18 protein-coding genes and 3 pseudogenes are annotated in these 22,877 nt (G+C 66.6%); 12 read left to right on the top strand and 9 right to left on the bottom strand.

What is annotated here, in order from left to right; translation table 11 throughout:
* Positions 1 to 163 precede the first annotated feature (163 nt).
* The 7 genes from OHA19_RS38755 to OHA19_RS38785 all read left to right on the top strand — a co-directional run bounded on the left by OHA19_RS38755 (position 164) and on the right by OHA19_RS38785 (position 8,590).
* Entirely contained in the window at positions 164 to 1,003 is an 840-nt protein-coding gene (locus OHA19_RS38755) for an IS5 family transposase (RefSeq protein WP_405708033.1), read from the top strand.
* A gap of 262 nt (positions 1,004 to 1,265) precedes the next feature.
* Positions 1,266 to 2,105 carry an IS5 family transposase gene (locus tag OHA19_RS38760; protein ID WP_405707971.1) on the top strand — a complete coding sequence of 280 codons (840 nt, stop codon included), beginning with the start codon at positions 1,266 to 1,268 and terminating at the stop codon, positions 2,103 to 2,105.
* 81 nt (positions 2,106 to 2,186) lie between these two features.
* Positions 2,187 to 2,756: a potassium channel family protein gene (locus tag OHA19_RS38765; protein WP_405753177.1), complete on the top strand. Its 570-nt coding sequence runs from the start codon at positions 2,187 to 2,189 to the stop codon at positions 2,754 to 2,756.
* 385 nt (positions 2,757 to 3,141) lie between these two features.
* A complete protein-coding gene (locus tag OHA19_RS38770) occupies positions 3,142 to 4,368 on the top strand; it encodes an IS701 family transposase (protein ID WP_405707965.1) in 1,227 nt (408 codons plus the stop codon).
* Between the two features lie 531 nt (positions 4,369 to 4,899).
* The gene (locus OHA19_RS38775) at positions 4,900 to 5,961 is read left to right on the top strand and encodes a DUF2776 family protein (protein WP_405707962.1); all 1,062 of its coding nucleotides are present in this window, start codon (positions 4,900 to 4,902) and stop codon (positions 5,959 to 5,961) included.
* Positions 5,962 to 6,147: 186 nt separating this feature from the next.
* Positions 6,148 to 7,512, top strand: coding sequence for a glutamate decarboxylase (locus OHA19_RS38780; protein WP_405707959.1), 1,365 nt, complete (start codon positions 6,148 to 6,150; stop codon positions 7,510 to 7,512).
* 370 nt (positions 7,513 to 7,882) lie between these two features.
* Complete coding sequence (locus OHA19_RS38785; protein ID WP_405707956.1) at positions 7,883 to 8,590, top strand: hypothetical protein; 708 nt, start codon at positions 7,883 to 7,885, stop codon at positions 8,588 to 8,590.
* A 1,074-nt stretch (positions 8,591 to 9,664) separates the two neighbouring features.
* Here OHA19_RS38785 and OHA19_RS38790 read toward each other — a convergent pair.
* The 5 genes from OHA19_RS38790 to OHA19_RS38810 form a co-directional block, all read right to left on the bottom strand.
* Entirely contained in the window at positions 9,665 to 11,485 is a 1,821-nt protein-coding gene (locus OHA19_RS38790) for a glycoside hydrolase family 15 protein (RefSeq protein ID WP_405707954.1), read from the bottom strand.
* A 109-nt stretch (positions 11,486 to 11,594) separates the two neighbouring features.
* Complete coding sequence (locus OHA19_RS38795; protein ID WP_266695219.1) at positions 11,595 to 12,809, bottom strand: cytochrome P450; 1,215 nt, start codon at positions 12,807 to 12,809, stop codon at positions 11,595 to 11,597.
* A gap of 13 nt (positions 12,810 to 12,822) precedes the next feature.
* Entirely contained in the window at positions 12,823 to 14,214 is a 1,392-nt protein-coding gene (locus OHA19_RS38800; RefSeq protein WP_317861611.1) for an FAD-dependent oxidoreductase, read from the bottom strand.
* Complete coding sequence (locus OHA19_RS38805) at positions 14,211 to 14,438, bottom strand: ferredoxin (RefSeq protein ID WP_405721157.1); 228 nt, start codon at positions 14,436 to 14,438, stop codon at positions 14,211 to 14,213. The genes OHA19_RS38800 and OHA19_RS38805 overlap by 4 nt, the downstream gene beginning before the upstream one ends.
* A gap of 607 nt (positions 14,439 to 15,045) precedes the next feature.
* Positions 15,046 to 15,966, bottom strand: coding sequence for an aldose 1-epimerase family protein (locus OHA19_RS38810; RefSeq protein ID WP_266487898.1), 921 nt, complete (start codon positions 15,964 to 15,966; stop codon positions 15,046 to 15,048).
* Between the two features lie 268 nt (positions 15,967 to 16,234).
* Here OHA19_RS38810 and OHA19_RS38815 point away from each other — a divergent pair.
* Positions 16,235 to 16,730: pseudogene (locus tag OHA19_RS38815) on the top strand (GMC family oxidoreductase N-terminal domain-containing protein); the annotation flags it as partial.
* A gap of 212 nt (positions 16,731 to 16,942) precedes the next feature.
* Here the strand turns inward: OHA19_RS38815 and OHA19_RS38820 are convergent.
* From OHA19_RS38820 to OHA19_RS38830, 3 genes are all read right to left on the bottom strand, one after another.
* Positions 16,943 to 17,749, bottom strand: coding sequence for an SDR family oxidoreductase (locus OHA19_RS38820; RefSeq protein ID WP_405721154.1), 807 nt, complete (start codon positions 17,747 to 17,749; stop codon positions 16,943 to 16,945).
* Positions 17,750 to 17,985: 236 nt separating this feature from the next.
* On the bottom strand, positions 17,986 to 18,270 hold the full coding sequence (locus OHA19_RS38825; protein ID WP_266695222.1) for an FUSC family protein: 285 nt from the start codon (positions 18,268 to 18,270) through the stop codon (positions 17,986 to 17,988).
* Positions 18,271 to 18,434: 164 nt separating this feature from the next.
* A complete protein-coding gene (locus tag OHA19_RS38830) occupies positions 18,435 to 19,496 on the bottom strand; it encodes an IS630 family transposase (protein WP_405707948.1) in 1,062 nt (353 codons plus the stop codon).
* A 187-nt stretch (positions 19,497 to 19,683) separates the two neighbouring features.
* Between OHA19_RS38830 and OHA19_RS38835 the strand changes: the two genes are divergently transcribed.
* Positions 19,684 to 20,160, top strand: a complete 477-nt coding sequence (locus tag OHA19_RS38835; RefSeq protein ID WP_405707945.1) for a hypothetical protein — start codon at positions 19,684 to 19,686, stop codon at positions 20,158 to 20,160.
* Between the two features lie 192 nt (positions 20,161 to 20,352).
* Here OHA19_RS38835 and OHA19_RS38840 read toward each other — a convergent pair.
* Positions 20,353 to 20,494 (bottom strand): annotated as a pseudogene (locus OHA19_RS38840) (IS5/IS1182 family transposase); the annotation flags it as partial.
* Between the two features lie 128 nt (positions 20,495 to 20,622).
* Here OHA19_RS38840 and OHA19_RS38845 point away from each other — a divergent pair.
* The 3 genes and pseudogenes from OHA19_RS38845 to OHA19_RS38855 all read left to right on the top strand — a co-directional run.
* Positions 20,623 to 21,113 (top strand): annotated as a pseudogene (locus tag OHA19_RS38845) (transcriptional regulator); the annotation flags it as partial.
* A complete protein-coding gene (locus OHA19_RS38850; RefSeq protein WP_405722171.1) occupies positions 21,040 to 21,210 on the top strand; it encodes a hypothetical protein in 171 nt (56 codons plus the stop codon). The pseudogene OHA19_RS38845 and the gene OHA19_RS38850, both read left to right, overlap by 74 nt.
* A 68-nt stretch (positions 21,211 to 21,278) precedes the next feature.
* Positions 21,279 to 21,923: a hypothetical protein gene (locus OHA19_RS38855; RefSeq protein WP_405707943.1), complete on the top strand. Its 645-nt coding sequence runs from the start codon at positions 21,279 to 21,281 to the stop codon at positions 21,921 to 21,923.
* Positions 21,924 to 22,877: the final 954 nt, after the last annotated feature.

The raw sequence follows: 22,877 nt of genomic DNA on the forward strand, positions 1-22,877 counted from the left end.
GGCTTGCCCTATAGGCGCTAAATTTCACTCAGCAAGGCACGAACCTCGCCGCCCGTCTCATCCGCTTCTGTTCTCGTAAACCCGTCTGACGTAGAAATTCAACAGAACCTCCCAACCTCCTGCGGAACGGAGCCTTCCGGCTCGGCCGTGATCACGCTGGGTCGTGAGTGAGCGCAAGCCGTACCCGAGCGATCTGTCCGACGCCCGATGGGCCCTGATCGAGCCGACGTTGACGGCCTGGCGAAATGCCCGACTCGAACGCAGACCCACCGGAAGGCCCGCGAAAGTCGACTTGCGTGACGTGTTCAACGCGATCCTCTATCTCAACCGCACCGGAATACCCTGGAAATACCTCCCGCACGACTTCCCTGGACACGGCACCGTCTACTTCTACTACGCCGCCTGGCGCGACGAGGGAATCTTCAACCAACTCAACTACGACCTCACCGCACTGGCGCGCGTAAAGGACGGACGCAAGCCCGAACCGACCGCCTCCGTAATCGACACCCAGAGCATCAAGACCTCCACCAACGTGCATCTGACCAGCCAGGGAACCGACGCCGCCAAGAAGATCGTCGGGAGAAAGCGCGGCATCCTGACCGACACGATCGGCCTCATTCTCGCCGTGACCGTCGCCGGTGCCGGCCTCTCGGAGAACGCCATGGGAATACGTCTCCTCGACCAGGCCAAGAAGACGTACCCGACCATCGCGAAAAGCTGGGTCGACACCGGCTTCAAGAACGCCGTCATCGAGCACGGCGCCACCCTCGGAATCGACGTCGAGGTCGTCAACCGCAACCCAGAGAAACGCGGCTTCCACGTCGTCAAAAGGCGCTGGGTGGTCGAGCGCAGCATCGGATGGCTCATGATGCACCGCCGCCTCGCCCGCGACTACGAGACCCTCACCACCAGCTCCGAAGCCATGATCCACATCGCCTCGATCGACAACCTCGCCAAACGCATAACGGACGAAGCCACCCCCACCTGGCAAGGAACCTACTAGAGCAGAAAGGGCAATCCGCCTAGATCAAACGCCCTCTTAGAGGGCGTTTATGCAGGTCAAGGCCCATATGCGTCTTATGCGAGTGCCCCACTTCAGCATGGCTTGCCCTATAGGCGCTAAATTTCACTCAGCAAGGCACGAACCTCGCCGCCCGTCTCATCCGCTTCTGTTCTCGTAAACCCGTCTGACGTAGAAATTCAACAGAACCTCCCAACCTCCTGCGGAACGGAGCCTTCCGGCTCGGCCGTGATCACGCTGGGTCGTGAGTGAGCGCAAGCCGTACCCGAGCGATCTGTCCGACGCCCGATGGGCCCTGATCGAGCCGACGTTGACGGCCTGGCGAAATGCCCGACTCGAACGCAGACCCACCGGAAGGCCCGCGAAAGTCGACTTGCGTGACGTGTTCAACGCGATCCTCTATCTCAACCGCACCGGAATACCCTGGAAATACCTCCCGCACGACTTCCCTGGACACCGCACCGTCTACTTCTACTACGCCGCCTGGCGCGACGAGGGAATCTTCAACCAACTCAACTACGACCTCACCGCACTGGCGCGCGTAAAGGACGGACGCAAGCCCGAACCGACCGCCTCCGTAATCGACACCCAGAGCATCAAGACCTCCACCAACGTGCATCTGACCAGCCAGGGAACCGACGCCGCCAAGAAGATCGTCGGGAGAAAGCGCGGCATCCTGACCGACACGATCGGCCTCATTCTCGCCGTGACCGTCGCCGGTGCCGGCCTCTCGGAGAACGCCATGGGAATACGTCTCCTCGACCAGGCCAAGAAGACGTACCCGACCATCGCGAAAAGCTGGGTCGACACCGGCTTCAAGAACGCCGTCATCGAGCACGGCGCCACCCTCGGAATCGACGTCGAGGTCGTCAACCGCAACCCAGAGAAACGCGGCTTCCACGTCGTCAAAAGGCGCTGGGTGGTCGAGCGCAGCATCGGATGGCTCATGATGCACCGCCGCCTCGCCCGCGACTACGAGACCCTCACCACCAGCTCCGAAGCCATGATCCACATCGCCTCGATCGACAACCTCGCCAAACGCATAACGGACGAAGCCACCCCTACCTGGCGAGGAACCTACTAGGGCAGAAAGGGCAATCTGCCTAGATCAAACGCCCTCTTACACCGCTCCGAGGACGCGACCGTGTGAACCGGAGGCCGCTAGATGCGTATCCCGAAACCACTCCGCTCCCTGGCCCCGGCACAGCGGCGACGCCTGACCTTGTTGGCGGTCGTGCGCATCCTGGCTACCTTGCTGGGCCTGGTCGCGTTGTACTACCTCGCCCCGCTGCACCAACTCGAGGAGATGTCGGTCCCGATCTCGGCGTCATTGTCCGTCGCGCTGCTGGTCCTTGCCGGAGCCGTGGCCTGGCAGGTCCTTTCGATCTCCCGTGCCGACTACCCCGCCGTCCGGGCGGTCGAGGCACTCTCGGTCACCACACCGCTATTCCTGCTGCTGTTCGCTGCGGCGTACTACATCCTCGCCCAAGACGACCCGGCGAACTTCAGTTCCCACACCCTCACCCGCACCGACACCCTCTACTTCACGGTGTCGACCTTCACCACGGTCGGCTTCGGCGACATCACCGCCACCAGCGAAGCTGCCCACCTGATCGTCACCGTCCAGATACTGCTCGATCTCCTCGTCCTAGGTCTTGGCTTTCGACTTTTCTTCGGAGCAGTCCGGACCGGCCAAGGGCGGCTACCCGACACAGCTACCGACGCACCCTCGTGAGCCCGGACGCCCCGCAATCGGCCAGCAGACGGCACCCGGCGTGGCTGACCACCCCGTGGCCGCCGGACGAGAAGACGAAGCTTGGGGCGCAGGGCGGGGTGTGCACGCAGAAAGTGCCTGTCTGCTGGTATGACAGAGATCTTCGACAGGTCTCATTTTCCCAGCTCAGAAGGAACTTTCGCTTTTCCGATCAAGATCAGGACGCCCCGGCAGGTGAAACGCGCAGGCTAATACTCCAGCCGGACTTCTTCATTCGTGCTGGTCAGCGGCTTGGGTGTGGGGAGTGTAGCGGGCTGGAATGGGGGTGGGGCGGTCTTTGCCGGGTCGCCCCACGAACGTGTGGCCGCGCTGCTTGTAGTGGCAACCTTCCGGGCAGGCCGCTCGCATGAGTGATGTACCAACGGGCCTGTGGGAAGAGGGACTTGCTGAGCTGCTCTTGCGGATCGGAGGACGTTTTGCCCGGGTGGAATCCCGGCGACGGATGCGGGACTACGTCCGTGGGCTCCTTGGCCCGGTGGGCCGCAAGAACGGCTGGCAGCTCGCCGAATACGCCGGCCACGCCACCCCCGACGGGCTGCAGCACCTGCTCTCCCGGAGCCGCTGGGAGGCCGACGAGGTCCGCGACGACCTGCACGCCTACGTCGCCGAGCACCTCGGCGCGAAGAACGGCGTGCTGATCATTGACGACACAGGCTTCGTGAAGAAGGGCACCACTTCCGCCGGGGTCCAGCGCCAGTATTCCGGCACCGCAGGCCGCACCGAGAATTGCCAGATCGGGGTCTTCGCCGCCTACGCCACCTTCCGCGGCCATACCCTGGTCGACCGCGAGCTCTACCTGCCCAAGTCCTGGACCGAGGACCGCGAACGCTGTCGGGCCGCCCGTGTCCCCGACGACCGCGTGTTCGCCACCAAGGGCGAACTGGCGCGGGCCATCATCCTGCGGGCCCTCGCCTCACCCCTGCCCGTCGGCTGGGTCACCGCGGACTCCGCCTACGGCCAGGACTCCCACTTCCGCCGCTTCCTGGAAGACCACCAGCTCTCCTACGTCGTGGCCGTTCCGAAGTCCCAGCAGGTCCACGGCCCGCGCATCGACCACCTCATCAGCCAGGCCCCGCCCGAAGCATGGCAGCGGCTATCCGCAGGAAGCGGCGCGAAGGGCGAGCGCTTCTACGACTGGGCCGCAGCCCGCCTGCCCGCTGTGTGGGAATTCGACGGCGACGAACCCACCCGGCAACGCTGGATGCTGGCCCGCCGCAGCATCGCCAAGCCCGACGAACTCGCCTACTACCTCGCCAGCGCACCCCTGGAAGCCACCGTCGCCGACCTCGTACGCATCGCCGGCTGCCGCTGGAAGGTCGAGGAATGCTTCCAGAGCGCGAAGAACGAATGCGGCCTGGACCAGTACGAAGTCCGCCGCTACGTGGGCTGGTACCGGCACATCACACTCGCCATGCTCGCGCACGCTTTCCTCGCTGTCCTGGCCAGCCAGGAACGAGAAAAGGGGGCAGTGAGCGGGACACACCCGACCTCGTGGACCTCACACCGGCCGAGATTCGACGTCTGCTGGCAGTTGGACCCTACCGCCGTGCTCCGGACCGCGACCACGCGATGACGTGGTCCCACTGGCGTCGCCGCCACCAAGCACGCGCCCGCCGTTGCCACTACAGGCAGCGCGGCCATGCCTTCGTGGGACGGCCCGGCAAAGACCGCCCCACCCCCATTCCAGCCCGCTACACTCCCCACACCCAAGCCGCTGACCAGCACGAATGAAGAAGTCCGGCTGGAGTACTAACGGCAAGGCGATTCTCTTCGTGCTCGCGAATGTGCCGCCGACGAACGTGTCGACGCCCGATGTTCCGTTGGCTCGGCGCTGCAGAGAGTCGGCGTCCGGAGTGCGAAACCTGACCACCGCGAGATAATGGTGGATGAGTCGACTGGACGTCACACGGCCTCCTGGCTGACCAGGCTCATGCTATTTAGTCTCTCCGTGAGTGGAGCGAGGCATGAATCTACCGGCACGAGCACTTAATGGTCGACGCTTCACTGTCTTCGCGGTAAGCCGACAATCGACACTCGGTAATCTATTGAAATTTTCCCATGGTCGTGACCGTGAATTCATGGAATCGCTGAAGGATGCCGAGCTGTGAACTACGTGGTGAGCGTCATATTCCGGGCGATCCCCCTTGCCATGATGGCCGTCTGTGTCGGGTTTGGTCTGTACGTTTGGACTGCAGGAGAGGCGTCCGGGAACTTTGTCGCAGGTCGGGTGGTCACGTTTCTTGGTGCGATCTGCATAGGCCTCTTCTGCACCGCAGCGACCATCATTCGTCAATTGATCGGCCGGTACAACACTCTTGATCGGGTCGTCTATCCGACGATTGGCTACGTGGCGGCGGCAGGGACGGCCGCCTACGGCGCGTACCTTTTCATCGGAGCGCCGAGCAACGGCCTGAACGAGCGATACGTGGCCGGTCACGTCGTCTTCGGACTGGGATTGATCAGCGGTTGCGTGGCGACGGTCGCAACGGCCTCCACCAAGTTCTCGCTCATTCCGAAGAACTCGCAGTCAGCCGAAGGACAACACCGGGTTCCCCCGACAGCCTTCCGTCAGGCCACCGTGCTGGTGCTGAGCGCCATACCCGTCGTGCTGGCGATCGTCGCTTGGTACTACTCGATCGGCAACTTGGCCATGTCGACCACACCAGGACGGTTCACGGTAGGCCACATCACCGCCGGTCTGGCCGCAATCTGCACGAGCCTGATCGCTTTGGTCCTGACCATCCTCCGCCAGGTGCAAAACACGTACGATCAACGGGATCGGATCATATGGCCCTGGCTCGTGATCGCCATGGGATCGCTCAGCATGATCTGGGGTATCGTCGTGCTCGCCGTTGACAACGAGTCCTACTTGACGCCTGGCTTCGTAATGATCGGCTTGGGGCTCGTCTGCTTCAGCATTCTCAGCAAGGTGGGTTTGCTCGCCCTCGTGTGGCGCCGGACGTTCAGCCTTGCCAACCGGGTGCCCTTGGTCCCGATTCTCACGGCACTTGCGTGTCTCTTCCTGGCGGCGTTCGTGTTCCAAGCAGCGGTAGTCGACTCAAACGCGTTCATAGCCGCACGGGTGCTCGTTGGGCTGGGAGCGATCTGCTTCTCGCTCTATTCCATTGTCAGCATCCTTGAAAGCGGCACCTCTTCCAGTGGGTGACCGAATAGCCGTCGGCCCCAAGCGGGTATTCTTCTTGGCCGCCATTATGACGAATCCCTCGCCCGGGGCTTTGATCTCGGGATGACCGCGCGACAATAACGATGGATACGACGAAGACGCGACTGGCTGGCCTTCCGCGGCGTGTTCTTCGCCGAGGAATACTCCGGGACTGTTTGAATCGTCGGCATGACCAAGAGAGACGTTGCGGCCCTGTTCGGCAACCGGTTCCTGACCGCGCCAGCTCCCTCGCAGACCTTCCCCGACGAGGGCATGACCGCGACGGACGCCATGAGGCTGCTGGATGAGGACCTCGTCATGGAGGGCGACCCGCAGCGCAACCTCGCCACGTTCGTCACCACCTGGATGGAGCCGGAGGCGCAACGGATCATCGCCGAAAACCTCCACCGCAACTTCATCGACCACGCGGAGTACCCCATCTCCGCCGAGATCGAGCAGCGCTGCGTGCGCATGCTCGCCGACCTCTTCCACGCACCGGGCAAGACCATTGGATGTCGGACTCAGGGCTCGTCCGAGGCGGTCATGCTCGGCGCGCTGTCGCTGAAGTGGAAGTGGCGGGAGCGGCGCCAGGCGGCCAACCTGTCGGTCGACCGGCCCAACCTGGTCTTCGGCGGCGACGTCCACGTCGTGTGGGAGAAGTTCTGCCGCTACTTCGACGTCGAGCCGCGGATCGTGCCGCTTGCCGAGGACAAGTACACGATCGGCCCGGAGGACGTGGAGCCCCACCTCGACGAGAACACGATCGGCGTCGTCGCCGTCGTCGGCACCACGTTCACCGGCCACAAGGACGACGTCGTCGGGATCGACAAGCTCCTGCGGGAGGTCCGCAAGGAGCGGGACCTCGACATCCCGATCCACGTTGACGGCGCCAGCGGCGGCTTCGTGTGGCCCTTCCTGTACCCCGATTCGAAATGGGACTTCCGGCTCGAGCAGGTCCGCTCGATCAACGTCTCGGGACACAAGTACGGCCTGGTCTACCCCGGCATCGGTTGGCTGGTCTTCCGCGAGGAGTCCGACCTGCCCAAGAACCTCGTGTTCTACGAGAACTACCTGGGCAAGACCGACGCGACGTTCACGCTGAACTTCTCGACCGGCGCGGCGATGGTCCTCGCCCAGTACTACAACTTCGTGAGGCTGGGGCGCCAGGGCTACACCTACGTCATGAAGACGATGCAGGAGAACGCCCGCGCGCTGGCAGACAACCTCCGTAGCAGCGGCCGCTTCGAAGTGATCGGCAGCGACATCGAGCAGCTGCCGCTGGTCGCCTTCCGCCTCGCCGGCAAGCACGCCTACGACGAGTCCGACATTGCCTGGCAGCTCTCGGCCGAGCGCGGCTGGATGGTGCCGGCGTACACGCTCCCGCCCAACGCGGAGCGGGTGAAGATCCTTCGTGCCCTGGTCAAGGAGACCCTGAGCCGCGACCAGATCGACCGCCTGACCCAGGACATCGCCGACGCGTGCGGCACCTTGGATCACAAGGGTGCGACCACCGAGATCGAGCGGGCGCAGGTCAAGCGCGGCACCGGCTACTGACGCCCCCAACCCGGCACGCCCGGGTAAAGACAGTTGAGTGTGACGCCTCGGCATGGACGGTCAGCGCGGCCTGGAACGGAACGCCCCCGCGTCGGCGGGGAGGACATCGGCATTCTGAGCTGGGAGTGGCCGGGGTATCGGCACGTGCGCCGGGCGGTCCAGAAGAGGTGGCCAGACCAGGGGCGGACAGGCCCGCGTCGGTCGGGTACGGGACACGCGCCCGGCAAGAGATACCCCCGCCTGGCTTCGAGGTACGTTCAGTGACGGAGCGGGCGGACGCGCCGCCCGGCCCCCGAGGAGACTGGGGTGAGGAAATGCCGGACGGCCCCCTGTCCAGTGGGCATGACGGCGCCACGCGCGGCAGCCGAACATGACAGGACGTCATCCCACCGATCCCGGCGATCCGAGCAGTCCGCACGGGCCGGAGCCGCGGCAGGCGGCGTACGCCGAGGCCCGCTGGCCGATGGCCGGAGCCGTCATCGCCGCCGCGGTGCTGACCCTGCTGCTGCCCGACGACCTGCGGCTGGGACCCCGCTGGGCGCTCCCTCTCGCCGAAGGACTGCTCCTGGTGGCGTTGATCGCGGGCGACCCGGTTCGGATCAGCCGCCGCTCGGCTGCCATGCGCGCGGTATCGATCGCCCTGGTCAGCGTGTTGGCATGCGGCGCCATCTGGTCGACCGCCCAGTTGATCGACGATCTCATCCACGGTGGCACAGAGACCAACTCCGCCGATGCCCTGCTGCAGGCCGGCGGCAGCGTGTGGATCTCCAGCGTCCTCACGTTCTCCCTGCTGTACTTCGAACTCGACAGCGGCGGAGCAGCGGCCCGAGCCCATCACATGCCCACCACCCCCGACCTTGCCTTTCCTCAACACCTCAGCCCCGAAGTGAAACCCGCGCACTGGCGTCCCCGCTACATCGACTACCTCTACCTCGGATTGACCAATTCCACTGCGTTCAGCCCTACCGACGTCATGCCTCTGGCCCCTTGGGCCAAGATCGTCATGGCCATCCAGTCCCTCGTCTCCCTGGTCATCCTCGGACTCATCATCGCCCGAGCCGTCAACGTCCTCGCCTGAACCCGCCAAGCCCGGAAGACCGTGACCGATGGGGCCACGAGTGTTTTGGCAATGAGGGACGACATCGTGAGTGGGCACGGTCCGCCCATGGGAGTGCCGCACGGCGAACCGCCCCCTCGGGACGTGGAGCTGCGCGCTATGTGTGGACAGCGGTGGGCCCTCGCATCAAGGTCGAGGCAGTCACGGCGTGACCGGGGAGGCGTCGGTCGCAGCCCGGTTATGTCGACCGCCGGGTTCCACGTGTTCGGAGCCTGCACGCACGTCCGGCCCGGCGGGGATCGCGTGCGTCTCGCGAGAGAGGACCGAGGTGGCACAGGCGTCCGTGTGGGAGTTCCTGCTTCTGTGTCCAGGATGGTTCTCAGTTTGGTGTCCGGTCTTGGGCGCCTTTTCGGCGAGAACCGTCTCGTGCCGGGGCGGCGTCAGGAGCTCACCCCGACGGCCAGATCCCGCCAGTGCCCCCGTCTTGGTTCTTGGTCCAGGCCCCGACCGGGTACCCGTCCCAGACCGCAGTCACGGGCGGCAGCGGATGCCCGTGGACGGCCGCCCCGGGAAGGGGCAGTGGCGAGGCCTTCCTCGAACGCGACGTCCTGCTGCGACGACACCATCCGGGCTGGGTGCCGTCACTCCAGGGCCTCAGCTTCCGGTGGGTGGTTGGCGAGGGTGTTTCGGAGCTCGGCATCAGCTCGAAGTCCCTGCGCGGCTGGTACCGCCAGGCCAGGACGGACCGGGGCGAGGGAGCCCCGGGTGAGCTCACCACTGCCGAGCGCGAGGAGCTCAAGCGGCTGCGCAGGCAGAACGCCGAGCGGGCCAAGACGATCGAGTCCTGCGAAAAGCCGCGGTCTTCTTCGCGAAGGAGAGCGATCGGTGAACGCGATGTACACGTTCATCGGGGCGGAGAAGACCACCCACGGTGTTGCTTTCCTCTGCCGCCTGCTGAAGGTGGCCCGTTTCTCGTCCTATGCCCGCTCGCCGCGGCGAAGTCCCGGGCCACGAGAGCAGTCGCCGGTACAGCACGTGGAACTCGGCCGCGGTCAGCTGTGGCGGTCCTGCCGGCCGGGCGTGCATGACCATGGTTCAGCGCCCGTTCTCCGCGTCGAGCGCCTCGTCGAGGGTGATCGCGGCCATGATCAGGGACAGATGGGTGAATGCCTGGGGGAAGTTGCCCAGTTGCTCCCCGCTCGGGCCGATCTCCTCGGCAAACAGCCCTATGTGGTTGGCGTAGGTCTGCATCTTCTCGAAGGTGTAGCGGGCCTGGTCCAGCCGCCCCGCCCGGGCCAGCGCGTCGACGTAGAGGAAGGTGCACAGGCTGAAGGTGCCCTCCGAGCCGCGGAGACCGTCCGGCGATGCTGCCGGGTCGTAGCGGTAGACAAGGCTGTCGGAGACAAGCTTGCGGTCCATCGCGTTGAGCGTAGAGAGCCATGCCGGGTCCCGGGGAGCGATGAACCCGACCCTGGGCATGAGCAGCAGCGAGGCGTCCAGGACCTCGCCGTCGTAGTGCTGGACGAAGGCGTGCTCCTTCTCGTTCCAGCCGCGTTCCATGATCTGCTCGAATACGACGTCCCTCGCCTTGCGCCACCGCTCCAGGTCGGCGGGCCTGCGGAAGTTCTCGGCCAGGCGCAGCCCGTGGTCGAAGGCGACCCACGACATCACCCGGCTGTAGGTGAAGTCCTGGCGACCGCCGCGGGTCTCCCAGATGCCCTCGTCCGGCCGGTCCCAGGCGTCTGCGAACCAGTCCAGCGTTCTGGTGAGCGCCTGCCATCCCTCGAAGCTGGCCTGCTGCGCGATCTCGGCGCCCTGGGACACCGCGTAGAGGGCTTCGCCGTAGATGTCCAGCTGGAGCTGGTCTGCGGCGCCGTTGCCGATGCGCACGGGGAAGGAGCCGCGGTAGCCCTCGAAGTGATCGAGCGTCTCTTCCGGCAGGTCGGGGCTGCCGTCGATCCGGTACATGGTCTGGAGCGGCTCGCCCTCCTTCCCCTTGCGCTCACGCAGCCTGTCCGTCAGCCAGTGGAGGAAGGCGGTGGCTTCCTCGACGAAGCCGAGGTCCAGCATGGCCCGCACGGACAGCGAGCCGTCGCGTATCCAGGTGAACCGGTAGTCCCAGTTCCGCTCTCCGCCGACCTGCTCGGGCAGGCCCGTGGTGGCCGCCGCGATCAGTGCGCCGGTGGGGGAGTAGGTGAGGAGTTTGAGGGTGATGGCCGAGCGGTGCACCAGCTCGGGCCACCGTCCCCGGTAGTGGGACCGGCGCAGCCAGTGCCGCCAGAACAGGGCGACTTCGGCGAACTGCCCGTTGAGCCCGTCGACCGTGGGGGGTGCGGGCGCCTCGCCGCCGGATGCGCAGACGGTGAAGACGGCGCCGCCGGACTCGCCGGCGCTCAGCGTCACCTTTCCGCGCACGTCCTGGCCATCCCGCTCCAGCGGAAAGGTGGCCTGCAGATGCCCGTCGATCCCGGGGGCCCGGAACAGAGCGCTGTTCTCTCCGAGTTCGAGTTCGTGCTCGGCGCGGCCGTAGTCGAAGCGCGGCCGGCACTCAAGGGTGAAGTCGACGGTCCCTCGAACGGCACGGACGCCTCGGACCAGGGTGTGCCGGTCGGTGGCGGTGCGGGTCCGGTCCGGGGGCATGAAGTCGACCACCTCGCCCACGCCGTCCGGCGACAGGAATCGGGTGACGAGGATGGCGGTGTCGGGGTAGTAGAGCTGCTTGCAGGTCCCGTCGGAATGCTCGGGGGCCAGCCGCATGTACCCGCCGCGGTCGTGGTCGAGCAGGGCCGCGAAGATGCTGGGCGAATCGAACCTGGGAGCGGCGAACCAGTCGACGACGCCCTGCGACGAGACGAGCGCGGCGGTCTGCAGGTCGCCCACCAGGCCGTGCTCGGCGATGGGAGGGTAGCGGTCCATTGCGGCTCCGAAGTCTCGGAAGGGATCAATTCTCCAGGTAGAGGTCACCGCTGAGGTGAGCGACGTGCCGGCACGCATTTGCTGCCGCCCTCTGCTGCGGCGTTCACCATCAGCTCTGTTCGATGTGCAGATGGATGGGACCTCGCAGGATGGGGCTGGGCCGGTACGGTGGAGGGTCGGCGACCAGCCTGGGCCGGTTCAGACGGCGTACCAGTTCGGTCAGTGCGATCTGGGTTTCCAACCGGGCCAGCGGGCCGCCGAAGCACAGGTGGATGCCGCTGCCGAAGCCCAGGTGCTGGTTGTCCTGGCGATCGGGGTCGAAGCGGTCGGGATCGTGGAAGCGGTCCGGGTCACGGCTGCCCGAGGCCAGCATGAGCATGATCTGCGAGCCCTTGGGGATGACGGTGTCGGCGACGGTGATGTCGCTGTACGCCGCCCGCCAGGGAATGATGTGCACGGGAGGTTCGTAGCGCAGCAGTTCCTCGACCAGGGGCACGATCAGGTCCGGTTCGTCACGCAGTCGTTGCAGCACCTGCGGGTGGCGCAGGAGCGTCAGCATGCCGTTGGTGATGAGATTGACGGTGGTCTCGTGGCCGGCGATGAGCAGCAGGTTCGCGGTGCTGACGATTTCGTCGTCGGTCATCCGCCCGTCGGGCCCGTCGTCGTTGGCCAGCCGTGTCAGCAGGTCGTCGCCGGGCCGGCCATGACGTTGTTCCAGCAGCCCGCCGAGGTACTCGCGCAGGTCTGTTGTGGCCTGCATGCCGTTGTCCAGTTTCTCCTTCGGGTCGGTCTTGGGGTCGTAGTCGAGCGAGTCGATGATGGCATTCACCCACACGTGGAACTGCGGTTCGTCCTCGCGCGGCACGCCGAGCAGGTGGCAGATCACGGTGACGGGGAACGGGTAGGCGAAGTCGTCGACGATGTCGATCTGCTGTTTGTCCGCGAAGTCGTCGATCAGGCCGCTGACGGTGGCGGTCAGGTCCGGTTCCATGCCGGTCACCAGACCAGGGGTGTGAGGGGGGCCGAAGTGGCGCATCGCCAGGCGCCGCAGGCGGTCGTGCTCGGGCGGGTCGAGGTTGATGAACGACGGCGTGGTACGTGCCTCGGCCGCGGCCATCGGCCGTGACAGGTTACGGACATCTGAGCTCAGGTGCGGGTCGTGCAGTATGCCGGTGAGCTCGCGGTAGGTACTGATGACGTAGCTGCCATCCTCCTGCAGGGCCACCGGCGTCTCGCGCAGCTCGGAGTACAGCGGATACGGGTCGGCCCGGGCCGAGTAATCGAGGATCCGGCGCAGGATGTCGGGCGACTCGGTCGTGGTCATGTCGCTTTCCCTCCTACCGGTGCTGCCACGCGGCCGTGACGCGCCGCTCGCTCGGGTCGTGGCCGGTGACGACCACCGTGGCGCCCTGGGCGAGCAGAGTGGGGCCGGGGAAGTCGACAGGCACCGGCTTCGCGTCGACGGGTTCGTCGGGCGTGGGGCAGGGGGGCGGGAAGGGCGCGGCCGTCTCGATCAACTGCCGGTAGTGGTCCAGCCACTTCGCGTTGTTGAAACTGACCGCCGCGGTGACGCGGCCCTGGTAGCCGTATGCGGCGACGAAGCGGTGGTCGGGCACCGACCCCTGGGTGACGACGACCTCGTCGGCGAAAGTCGGTACACCGACGGACTTGATGTTGACGCCGAACTGGATCGACCAGAACGTCGGGATGGACAGGTGCGGCCAGCGGTCCGCCTGAGCGCTGACCATGTTGTGCGCCGCTACCTGGGCCTGCTCCACGGCGTTGACCCAGTGCTCCAGCGAGATGAGCCGGTACTCGTAGATCGGGTTCGGGCAGCGCGCCACGTCTCCGGCGACGAAGATGTCGTCGGTGATCAGGCCGTTGAGATCGAGGGCGCGGCAACCCGTGTCGCAGGCGATTCCCCATGGGCCTGCCGCCAGTCCCGAGTCGCGCAGCCACTCGGTGTTGCGGATGCCGCCGAGCGCCACCACCGCCACGTCGGCGTCGATGGTGCTGCCGTCGTCGAAGTGGGCGCGGTGAAAGCGCCCCTGCGCGTCGCCCTCCAGTTGAGTGACCTTGACACCGCAGCGCAGGTCCACGCCGTGGGCGCGCTGCATGTCCGCCGCGACATCACCGATCACGGCGCCGAGCGCCCCGACCAGCGGGGCCGGCGCGAGCTCGGCGACAGTCACAGGGATATCCCGCTCGCGGCAGATGGAGGCGATCTCGGAGCCGGTGAAGCCCGCGCCGATGACCAGTACGCGGGAGGGCCCGGCGGCGAGGGCTCGCTGCAGGCCGTCGGCGTCCTCGCGCGTGCGCACGACGAACACTCCGTCCAGGGCCGCCTCAGCCTCGACGAACCAAGGCCGGGCCCGTACCCCGGTGGAGATCAGAACTCGGTCGAAGGGAACCTCGCGGCCGTCGGCGAGATGCACATGGTTGGTTGCCAGGTCCAGCCCGTCGGCGGGCACGCCCAGCAGCCATTCCGCATTGATGTCACGACGTCGCGGCAGCGTGGTGCCCCCGGCCGGCACCCATCCGGTCAGCACCTGCTTGGACAGCGGGGGACGGTCATAGGGCTCACCCAACTCGTCACCGATCATGGTCAAGGATCCGGTGAACCCCTCATCGCGAAGAGCCTCCGCGGCTCGCAGTCCCGCCAGCGACGCCCCGACGATCACGACGCGGCCGTCGCGCTTGAACCCCTTCAGGGTATCGGCGCTGGTCATGACTGCGACGTCCCCACCGGCGCCTCCCGCCCCTCCAACTGGTCGACCAGAATCGCCTGGAGCGGGCAGGCTGCCGCGGCACGTAGCACCTGCTCGCGCTGAGCATCGTCGGGGTTCGGGTTGTACATCAGCGCTTCTTCACCGTGCATCCGGAACGCGTCCGGAGCCAGGAACGCGCACTGCGCATACCCCTGACACCGGGAAAGATCAACGACAACTCTCATCCCGAACTCCATTTCAGGGACACGAAGCTGCGGACCCTGAGGCAGCACCACCATGGCGCCCAAAGCGCGAGGCACGCCTCCGAAGAAGGGAATCGGCTGATACTCACTCCTGCGAATACGAAGGAGTGCACCACGCACGTCAAAGGTCTCCGCAGGCAGAATTGATCACCGCGAAAGCGGACCGGGCATCTGCAAAACCACCCGGAGAACCTGACCTTGCCCTCAAAAGCCTATCCCGCGCACACGGCGTCCGCACCCCGGAAAAAGGGACGTGCGGACGTCCATACTCCCCGGCGTCCGAGGGCTGACCCAATAGGAGAAGTATGCCTCTGAGCTGGGCGGATGTGGCTTGCTGAAGGGGCTGTCCACTGCGATCCAGGAAGCACTCCCGGGGACCTGGAATTGCGGGTCGCCGCCGAGCATGCCCCCTATGCGGGCCCGCAAGAAGGTCTACCGAACGACGTGCGACTACCGAATGACGGCCGTAGCTGCGGCGATCAGGCCTACCCGGGCTGTACGAGAGTGAGGCGTCCCTCCGATGGCCACGTCGAAGGGTGAGGTGGTCCTCAGCCCGATGAGTATCAGGTCGAGGGCCATGGCTGCGCCGTCATTCCCCCCACGGCGTGATCCCCCACCGGACGGTGTGCCGCTCGCCCGGGCTGAGGCTGACGAGCGCCGTGCCGCTGCGGAAGGCGTCCGGCGGGCAGGTCATCGGTTCGACGGCGATCGCGCGACGGCGCTCCCCCGGTGGGAGGGCGTCGCCGGTGTAGAGCTGCACGTAGTCGGCTCCCTCACCGAGCCACACGTCCGTACCGAACGAACCCGACGGATGGGCCAGGCGAACCACGGCCCGCCCGTCCGTGTCCCGGTCGAGGTCGGCGAACGGGGTGTCCAGTCGACGCGCTCCGACAGCCTGCGGCGTACGCAGGTCGTACGGCGTCCCGGCAACCGGCTCGGCGGCCACTGGCAGGCCGCGTTCATCGGTGCGCAGCCACGTCTGGGCGGGGACGGTCAGCACCGACTGGTCGACGACCGCGGTGCCCGCCGTGACATAGGGATGCTGGCCGAAGCCGTAGGGCGCGGCGCTCTCGTCGAGGTTGCGCGCGGTGACAGTTACCTCGAGCCCGCCCTCACCCAGGGCGTACTGGGCCCGGACGTGGAGATGGAACGGGTAGCCCGGCTGCGGCCACAGCGAAGCGTCCAGGACGACCCGGCTGTTGCTCGCCTCCACGACCTGCCACGAGGTCCACCGGAGCAGTCCGTGGATGGCGTTGCCACCGGCCGGCTCGGTGAGCGGCAACTGCAGGTCCTGCGCGTCCCACCGGTACCGGCCGTCCCGGATCCGGTTGGGCCACGGCACCAGGATCTGGCCGCGCCCGGCGATGATCCGGTCCTGTGCAGCGAATCCGTAGACCACGGCGCGTTCACCGACCGAGTACGACCGCAGCGCCGCGCCTAGCTCTACGACGACCGCGCGTTGCGCGCCGCAGCTCAGGGTCAGCTGCCGACCGGTGCGGCTCTCCTGCACGCGGGGCCTCCTCGGTTCGCCCGGCCGACGTCCTCGGACGTGCGGCGTAATTTGGTGGCCTGCGGTCTTGGCCCACTCGTTGGGAGCGTGCGGCTCCGCACCGGCCCGGTCAAGCCCGACACGTTCCTGCCGACCCGATCGCCCGGCACGTTCCCCCACCGGGGCCACAGGCTGCGGAGCAACCGCTCCACCCGGCTGCGAGGTCGGCCGGCCAGCGCACGGGGTGTGCCCCTCCCGGACAGGACGGCAGCTTCAGCTGCCGCCGAGCGCCAAGTCCGACGCGCGGGTGATCTGCGTCGACCCGGCGCTGAAGCACGACAACGCCGATGGTGACGGGCGCCAATGTGCGACGTCTGGAGACCGACCCAACCGGACGCACCGTCACAAACGTCGTGGCCGAGTACGGGAAGGGGACGGCCGAGGCATACAGCGCCGAAATCGTCGTGGTCGCCTGCGGAACGGTCAACTCGGCTCTCCTTCTGCTCCGTTCGGCCAACGACAAGCAGCCCGGCGGCCTGGCCAACAGCCCGGAAGTAGTGGGACACCACTACATGCGGCACAACAACCTGGCGCTGATGGCGGTGTCGAAGGAACCGAACTCCACCAGGTTCCAGAAGAACCGGTCGCTGCACGACAGGTATCTGGGAGCGGACGACTGGGACTTCCCGCTCGGCGGCATCCAGATGCTCGGCAAGTCGGACGCCGACCAGATCCACGGCGAGGCGCCACGCTGGGCCGGTGCGGCCTCGCCCGACATACTGTTCTAGATGCTGGCGCACCACGCCGTCGACTTCTGGCTGTGCGGGAAGCACCTTTGGCTTCTTACCGAGCATCGGCGCGGTGAACCCCTCGCTCACCGCCAGCGCGCGGCGGTCTACCACGGTCACCGCGACGGTGACAGCCGCAGCGCACGAGCAGCGAACCCGCGGCCGAAAATCACCACCCGCCGGTGCGTCACGTGGTTTTGCACAGGGGATCAGCCTCCGGTGGCGAAGCCGGGGAAGAGAGTCATGCCACCGTCGACGTAGAGCGTGCTGCCGACGACGTAGTCGAGCAGGTCTGAGGACACGGCGACGACGGCGTTGGCGATGTCTTCCGGGTCGCCCACGCGGCGGTACGGAATCAGCCGCAGCAGGTCGGCCTCGGCCTCGGGGGTTGACCAGGCGTCGCGATTGATCGGTGTGCGGATCGCGCCGGGTGCAACCGCGTTGACCCTGATCCGATGGGGGGCCAGCTCCTGGGCGAGGGTCTGCATCAACATTCCCACACCACCCTTGGAGGAGGCGTAGTTCACGTGCCCCGACCAGGGGATGATCTGGTGGACCGAGCTCATGCAGATGATCTTCCCTGCCGACCGGGACACCTCTTCCACCACGCCGCGCCGCATGAACTCCTTGGCGGCCTCCCGAGCACAGAGGAACTGCCCGGTCAGGTTGACGTCGATGACCTTCTGCCACTGGGCGAGAGTCATCTCCGTCACGGCCGAGTCCTGCTGGAGGCCGGCGTTGGCCACCAGGATGTCGATGGTTCCGAACTCCTCGACCATCCGGGCGACTATGGCGACCACCTGGTCCTCGTTGGACACGTCGGCCTCGTGGGCGTAGGCGCGAACCCCGAAACCCTCGATCTGCGCACAGACCTTCTCGGCCTCTTCCGCACCGACGACGTAATTCACCACCACGTCCGCTCCGGCCCGGCCCAAAGCAATGGCAGTCGCCTTGCCGATACCCGAGTTGGCGCCGGTCACCAGCGCCTTCTGGCCCCTGAGCAGCTGCGCGGACATCGCCCCACGGTTCTCGTCGGAGTTTCCTGCCACCACGATCTCTCCTCTCGGCGTTTCGGACGGCACGCCCTCAGGGAATGGTCGCTCCTGGGGAAGGCCAGGTGTCGGCGGGCCCGCCAGGACAGATCCAGGAGCCGTCGCACACCCTGCCTCAGACGAAAGCACCCTCGGCCGTAGGCGGGGTAGACCGGCGCGCAACGCAGCTGTATTTCGACCGGGCACCTCACACGGTCGGGTTACGAACTGCCCCCGAACCTTCCCCGGTGGGCCCCATGCGGCCCGCCGGGGCCACGTGCCAGGTGGTCGCCCACGGAGTACAGCATCACAGCTGTCACGGCGGCCCCCGCGAGCGTGCCGCCGAACGCCGGCCACAGCGCCGTACGGGTGCCCGAGGCACTGGTCCCCATCACGGTGATAGTGGCCAGCAGGGCCCACAGGCCGTGGGACAGGTCGAGCGCGCCCACGATCAGCCGGCCGGCCGCCAGGGCCAGCGCGATCCGGACGGCGTTCTGGAAGTACACCGACCGCGGCGTGAGATGGGCCTGCAGGCGGCGCGCGTAGAGCGACAGCGATGACCGGCCTGCGTACCAGAACGGGCCCTGCCAGTCCGCGGGGTCCCGACAAAGGGCGCAGCGGGAGAATCCCCCCTCCGGGGAGACCTCGGGGCGCCGGTTTGTCCTATTGATCAGAAACTCAAAGGGTTCTCGTCCAGGACGTAGCGGACGTGCGGGCCGCCGAGGTAGCCGCGGACGATGTGTGGTTGACGCTGGCGTCTATGGAAGAACCTGCGGGTTTCGGCGGCGAGTTCGGTCTGGTTCCTGGCCCGGTGGGTGTGGGGCAGGCTGCGTTTGAGGTCGGCGTTGACCAGCTCGTCGGGGTTCAGCTCGGGTGAGTACGAAGGCAGGAAGTGCAGCTCGATCTGGTCCTTGTGGCCGGCGAGCCAGGCCCGGACGCTCTTCGAGCGGTGGGCCGAGTGCCGGTCGACGATCAGGTGGACCTTGTGGTCGAAGTGTCCGACGAGCCGGGCGAGGAAGCGGCACATGATCTTCGCGTCGAACGACTCGGTGAAGACCATGAAGTGCATCCGGCCGCGGGTGCTGATCGCGGACATTGCGTTCACGGAGAACCGGTTCCCGGTGCGGCGGACGACCGGCGTCCGCCCCTGCTCACCCCAGGTGCGGCCGGTGACCTGGTCCGAGCGGATCCCGACCTGGTCGCCGAAGAGAACCTCGGCGTTCTCCGACTTCGCCCTGGCCCGGATCGCCGGCCAGGTCTCCTCGTGCCAGAGGCGGACCGCTTCCGGATCCTGCTCGACCGCCCGCTTGTCCGGACGCTGGAAGGTCAGTCCCCAACGCTTGAGGTACTTGCCCACCCCGGGCTCGGTGAAGCGGACCCGGTACAGCTTGAAGATCAGCTCGCCTATCTGCCCCAGTGTCCGCAGTTGACCCGAAAGCCCCAGGTCGGAGGGGATGTGATCGAGGACAGCCTGCCGCACGGCGGCCTGCTCGGCCTCCGACAGGACCTGATGCTCACCCACGCGACGACCCCGCGCGCGGGAGAGCAGTGCGCCCCGCCTGCCGGCCTGCCACTTCGCCCACCAGTTGTCCACGGCCCTGACCGACACCTTGAACAGGGCGGCAACCTCTACCCGGTCCCGGCCCTCCACCAGCGCGGACACTGCCAGCAACCGCACGGCCTCCTGCGCGTCCGGCGACCAGGCCCGCGCATCCCCCACCAGATCACTCACACACCGTCAACGGGCCTGCACCCAAAGCGTTTCGGATCAATAGTGCCTGTTTTTGAACCCCCGTCAGCAGATCAAGGGCCGTCAGCGCAGAGTAAGATCTTTGCGTATCCGGTCGGGGAACATTTCTTTAGATGCCCTGCCTACGGCACCTCGTTGAGCCGCTCCATGCGGAGCGAATCGTCTGGAAATGGACTTCATTCGCCACCTTTTCGCAGGCATCCTCAAGGGGGAACGAAAGGACTTCTGGATGCGTACCTCATTCGTAGCCCGCGCCCTCACTGCTGCCGGTGCCGCCGTAGCGATGCTTACCGTGGCCGTGCCGCAGGCGCACGCTGAAGGCTATTTCAAGAGCTACTGGAACAACGCGTGGGCCCAGAACAGGAGCCGCACGTGGACAGACAACAATGCTGACGGGACCTGGACTACGTTGCGTCTCACGTCCTGCCGGGTGAAGCATGCCGCGAGTGTCACGGTCGTCATGGTGCTCACGAAGGAACGCGTCGGGCCTGATCAGAGCCGGGGCAAGAGGACTTTCCACTGTACCAACTCGTCCACACAGAATTGGGGACGGCAGCCCAAGGGCAAGTACCACTTTACGATCGCCAGCGTTAACGGCAGCGCCAGCACGATCTTGCAGAGCAGTACAGTCCAGACCTGGTACTGACGTCGCCCTGGTAGCAGTAGTCCGGACCGACACCACTCCGTTTGCGGTGCAGAAACGGGAAGACTCCCGACCGAGTGGGGCGGGGTCTATGCCCTGGTGAGCCGCGGAGCTCATGGTCGCGGTGGCCGGGACCACCGCCGGATTGATCAGTCCCGTTGCCCTTCGCGGGAGGGCGGTTGTCCGCTGCGGCGAGAGGACCGGCGGGTGATACGCCTGGTCATGAGGGTGATCGCGGCCCAGGTGATGAGCGATTCCGAGTGCTGGATGACCGTTCGTAGTCGCGGGCATGGCGGCGGGCGTGCATGACCCAGGCGTGGGAGCATTCGACGACCAGGTCAGCCGCTTCCATGCGTACCCTCCACCCGTATGACAGCTGTGGTCGGTAAGGGCCCTACCCCTTCCTCTTCGACTTGACCACCACTGAGCACTGCGCATCGTGAAGCTGCAGGTCACGGGTCTGGTGTGCGTACGGTTCGGGATGCTCGTGCTGGTCGCGGGAAACTCGACGACCTGGCGGACGGCATCGTCACCCCCGTGACCGTGAAGCGCGGTCTGATGGCGCGGCTGCATTACCTGCCCCGGACCGACCACAGCCGTCGGGCGGCCCGGGACGCCGGGCTCACGGTGACCGACCGGACGTTGAAGGCGTGGCTGGAGGGGCGGCGCCGGCCGTCGAACGCCAACCTGGAGCGCATCGATGCGGTCTACCGCCAGGTCCGCCGCCAGAACACGTTGCCCGGCACCTCCTGCGATGCCTGAACGCCGGCGGCGGGACGCGGGTGGAGATCCATCCGCTGAACCAGTCGCAGGTGCCGCGTCCGCTCCAGCGGGTGGTGGAGTACCGCGCGATGAACGTCCGCCGCTGGGACCGCATCGTCGATGCCTGGTCGGCCGGCGACCAGCAGGGCCTGGACGACGCCTGGGAGGACGTCATCGTCGACCTGGGATCCCAGGTTCAACATCGCCGCCAGCGGGCCCGCCCAGGGCCTGCGGCCCCTGCGCGACCCGGACGAGGCCGACCCTGCGGACGAGGACCAGGACGAGGGCTGATCCGCGGTGTCCCGCGCAAGGCGCCCGCTTCCCCAGGGCCTGTCACAGGCGGCCAGTAGCCTCTCGCCATGCAGATAGCGCTAATGATCTACGACGGCTCCGCACCGGCCGATTCCGACGTCTCTCGTACCGGGGGCGTGCCGCTGGCTCCTGCCGGATTCGCCTGGCCCCTGTGCGGCTGTGGGGGACCGCTTCAGTTCTTCGCCCATCTCCCCGTCGAGGACGGTGTCCTGTCGGTGTTCCTGTGCCAGAACAACCCCGGGGCGTGTGCGTTCTGGGACGCGAGCTCCAGCGCGAACAGGGTCTATCTGTTTCCCCGGGAGGAACTGCGGCCGGTAGCCGTACCCGAGGCGGGATTGACGCTGCTGCCGGCCACCTCGGCCATCCGCACCCACGTCGTGACGATCGACCCCGAAGATGCCTGCGACGAGGAAGGGATCGATGGCGCCTACGACCTTGCCCGCTCGGGATGGAAGTGGGAACCCGAAGAAGGATTCGGGAAGCAGCGCGAAGTGCTCGGGTCGCTCGGAGGCAGTCCCTCCTACCTTGAGGACGACCGCCTGCCCGTGTGTCCCTCCTGCACCGGCACGATGGAGTTCGCGGCACACCTGGAGGAGGGGATAACCCGGGAGACCGCGATGAAACTCGGCGGTCAGCTGGGCTACGTCTTCGTCTGCCGCCCTTGTCGCGAGGGAGCCTTCCTCACGGACTGAGGGCCACTGCGAGGGGCACTGACGGTGATGCTGTCGCCGGTTCGAGACGCCGCAGAGCGCCTCTGGGGCGGAGCCGGTGCCGCCCGTGCGCGGCGTTGCGCCAGAGGGGCAGGGCGAGTGCGGGTGCGAAAACACGGTGCTCCCTGGGCGTGCACAGCCCGGATCCTTCCGGACCTCGGCTCGCAGTGGGGTGGGGGCGGGGTGGGCGGGAGCGCCTTGGGGATCGGTGGCCGGCCAGTCCCTTCTCGCGCGTCGGCGGGGCCGCGCGCGGGCCGGGCCTGGTGCCCGGCCGTTTCTGAAGCGGAGCCGGAGCGCTGGCGGCGCACAGCGGCTCTGGGCGTCAGGCGCCCTCCACAAGCGCCGCGACTGGTTGAGTAACTAGTTCTGTGTTCCCGTGTCCTGCGCTGTGTCGCAGGCTGTGCCCCTGAACGTGCACTCGTGAAATCACGTAATCGAAGAGGGGAGCGGCGCTGATTCCCAAAGGGATCGGTGATGGTTTTTGACGCACCTTCGGGAGCGGAATTGCTGGTTGGTGGAGCCGAATTCAGTTGCTTTTCCGGGTGTCCAAGAGTTGCCATTTCTGATGGTGGGTGAGTTCGGGGGAGCGGGGTTTTTGAGGGTGTGTGAGGTGGCTCAGGTGGTGCGTGCTGATTCCCAATCTCATCTGGGGTCAGATTTTGACGCACTGTCTGAGTGGGCATGGTGGGGGAGGGGTGGGTGCCCGGCCCGTTCCTTACGTTCCGTTCCGACCGAGGCTACCCCGCCACCTAGCCAGCCGCCCGCATAGCGGGCCCTGATCAGGCGCGGAGCGGCTGATCCTGATCCGCCTTGGCGGGTCGTCATGGGTGGCGCGGAGCGCCGACCATGACCCTGTGCCACGGAGCGGCACAGCAACCCGAGTTGCGAAGCAACTCGGGAGAGTGCCGCGTAGCGGCACCGCGTCGTGTCTGCGAA

This window comes from Streptomyces sp. NBC_00012 (genome assembly GCF_045040875.1).
GTDB lineage: Bacteria > Actinomycetota > Actinomycetes > Streptomycetales > Streptomycetaceae > Streptomyces.

Excerpts from the sequence above, each read along its gene's own strand:
- OHA19_RS38800 (WP_317861611.1), bottom strand. The coding sequence starts at position 14,214 with ATGACCAGCGCCGATACCCTGAAGGGGTTCAAGCGCGACGGCCGCGTC.
- OHA19_RS38820 (WP_405721154.1), bottom strand. The coding sequence starts at position 17,749 with ATGTCCGCGCAGCTGCTCAGGGGCCAGAAGGCGCTGGTGACCGGCGCC.
- OHA19_RS38855 (WP_405707943.1), top strand. The coding sequence starts at position 21,279 with ATGCAGATAGCGCTAATGATCTACGACGGCTCCGCACCGGCCGATTCC.
- OHA19_RS38770 (WP_405707965.1), top strand. The coding sequence starts at position 3,142 with ATGAGTGATGTACCAACGGGCCTGTGGGAAGAGGGACTTGCTGAGCTG.
- OHA19_RS38790 (WP_405707954.1), bottom strand. The coding sequence starts at position 11,485 with ATGGACCGCTACCCTCCCATCGCCGAGCACGGCCTGGTGGGCGACCTG.
- OHA19_RS38780 (WP_405707959.1), top strand. The coding sequence starts at position 6,148 with ATGACCAAGAGAGACGTTGCGGCCCTGTTCGGCAACCGGTTCCTGACC.
- OHA19_RS38805 (WP_405721157.1), bottom strand. The coding sequence starts at position 14,438 with ATGAGAGTTGTCGTTGATCTTTCCCGGTGTCAGGGGTATGCGCAGTGC.
- OHA19_RS38850 (WP_405722171.1), top strand. The coding sequence starts at position 21,040 with ATGCCTGGTCGGCCGGCGACCAGCAGGGCCTGGACGACGCCTGGGAGG.
- OHA19_RS38785 (WP_405707956.1), top strand. The coding sequence starts at position 7,883 with ATGACAGGACGTCATCCCACCGATCCCGGCGATCCGAGCAGTCCGCAC.
- OHA19_RS38765 (WP_405753177.1), top strand. The coding sequence starts at position 2,187 with ATGCGTATCCCGAAACCACTCCGCTCCCTGGCCCCGGCACAGCGGCGA.
- OHA19_RS38795 (WP_266695219.1), bottom strand. The coding sequence starts at position 12,809 with ATGACCACGACCGAGTCGCCCGACATCCTGCGCCGGATCCTCGATTAC.
- OHA19_RS38835 (WP_405707945.1), top strand. The coding sequence starts at position 19,684 with ATGGACTTCATTCGCCACCTTTTCGCAGGCATCCTCAAGGGGGAACGA.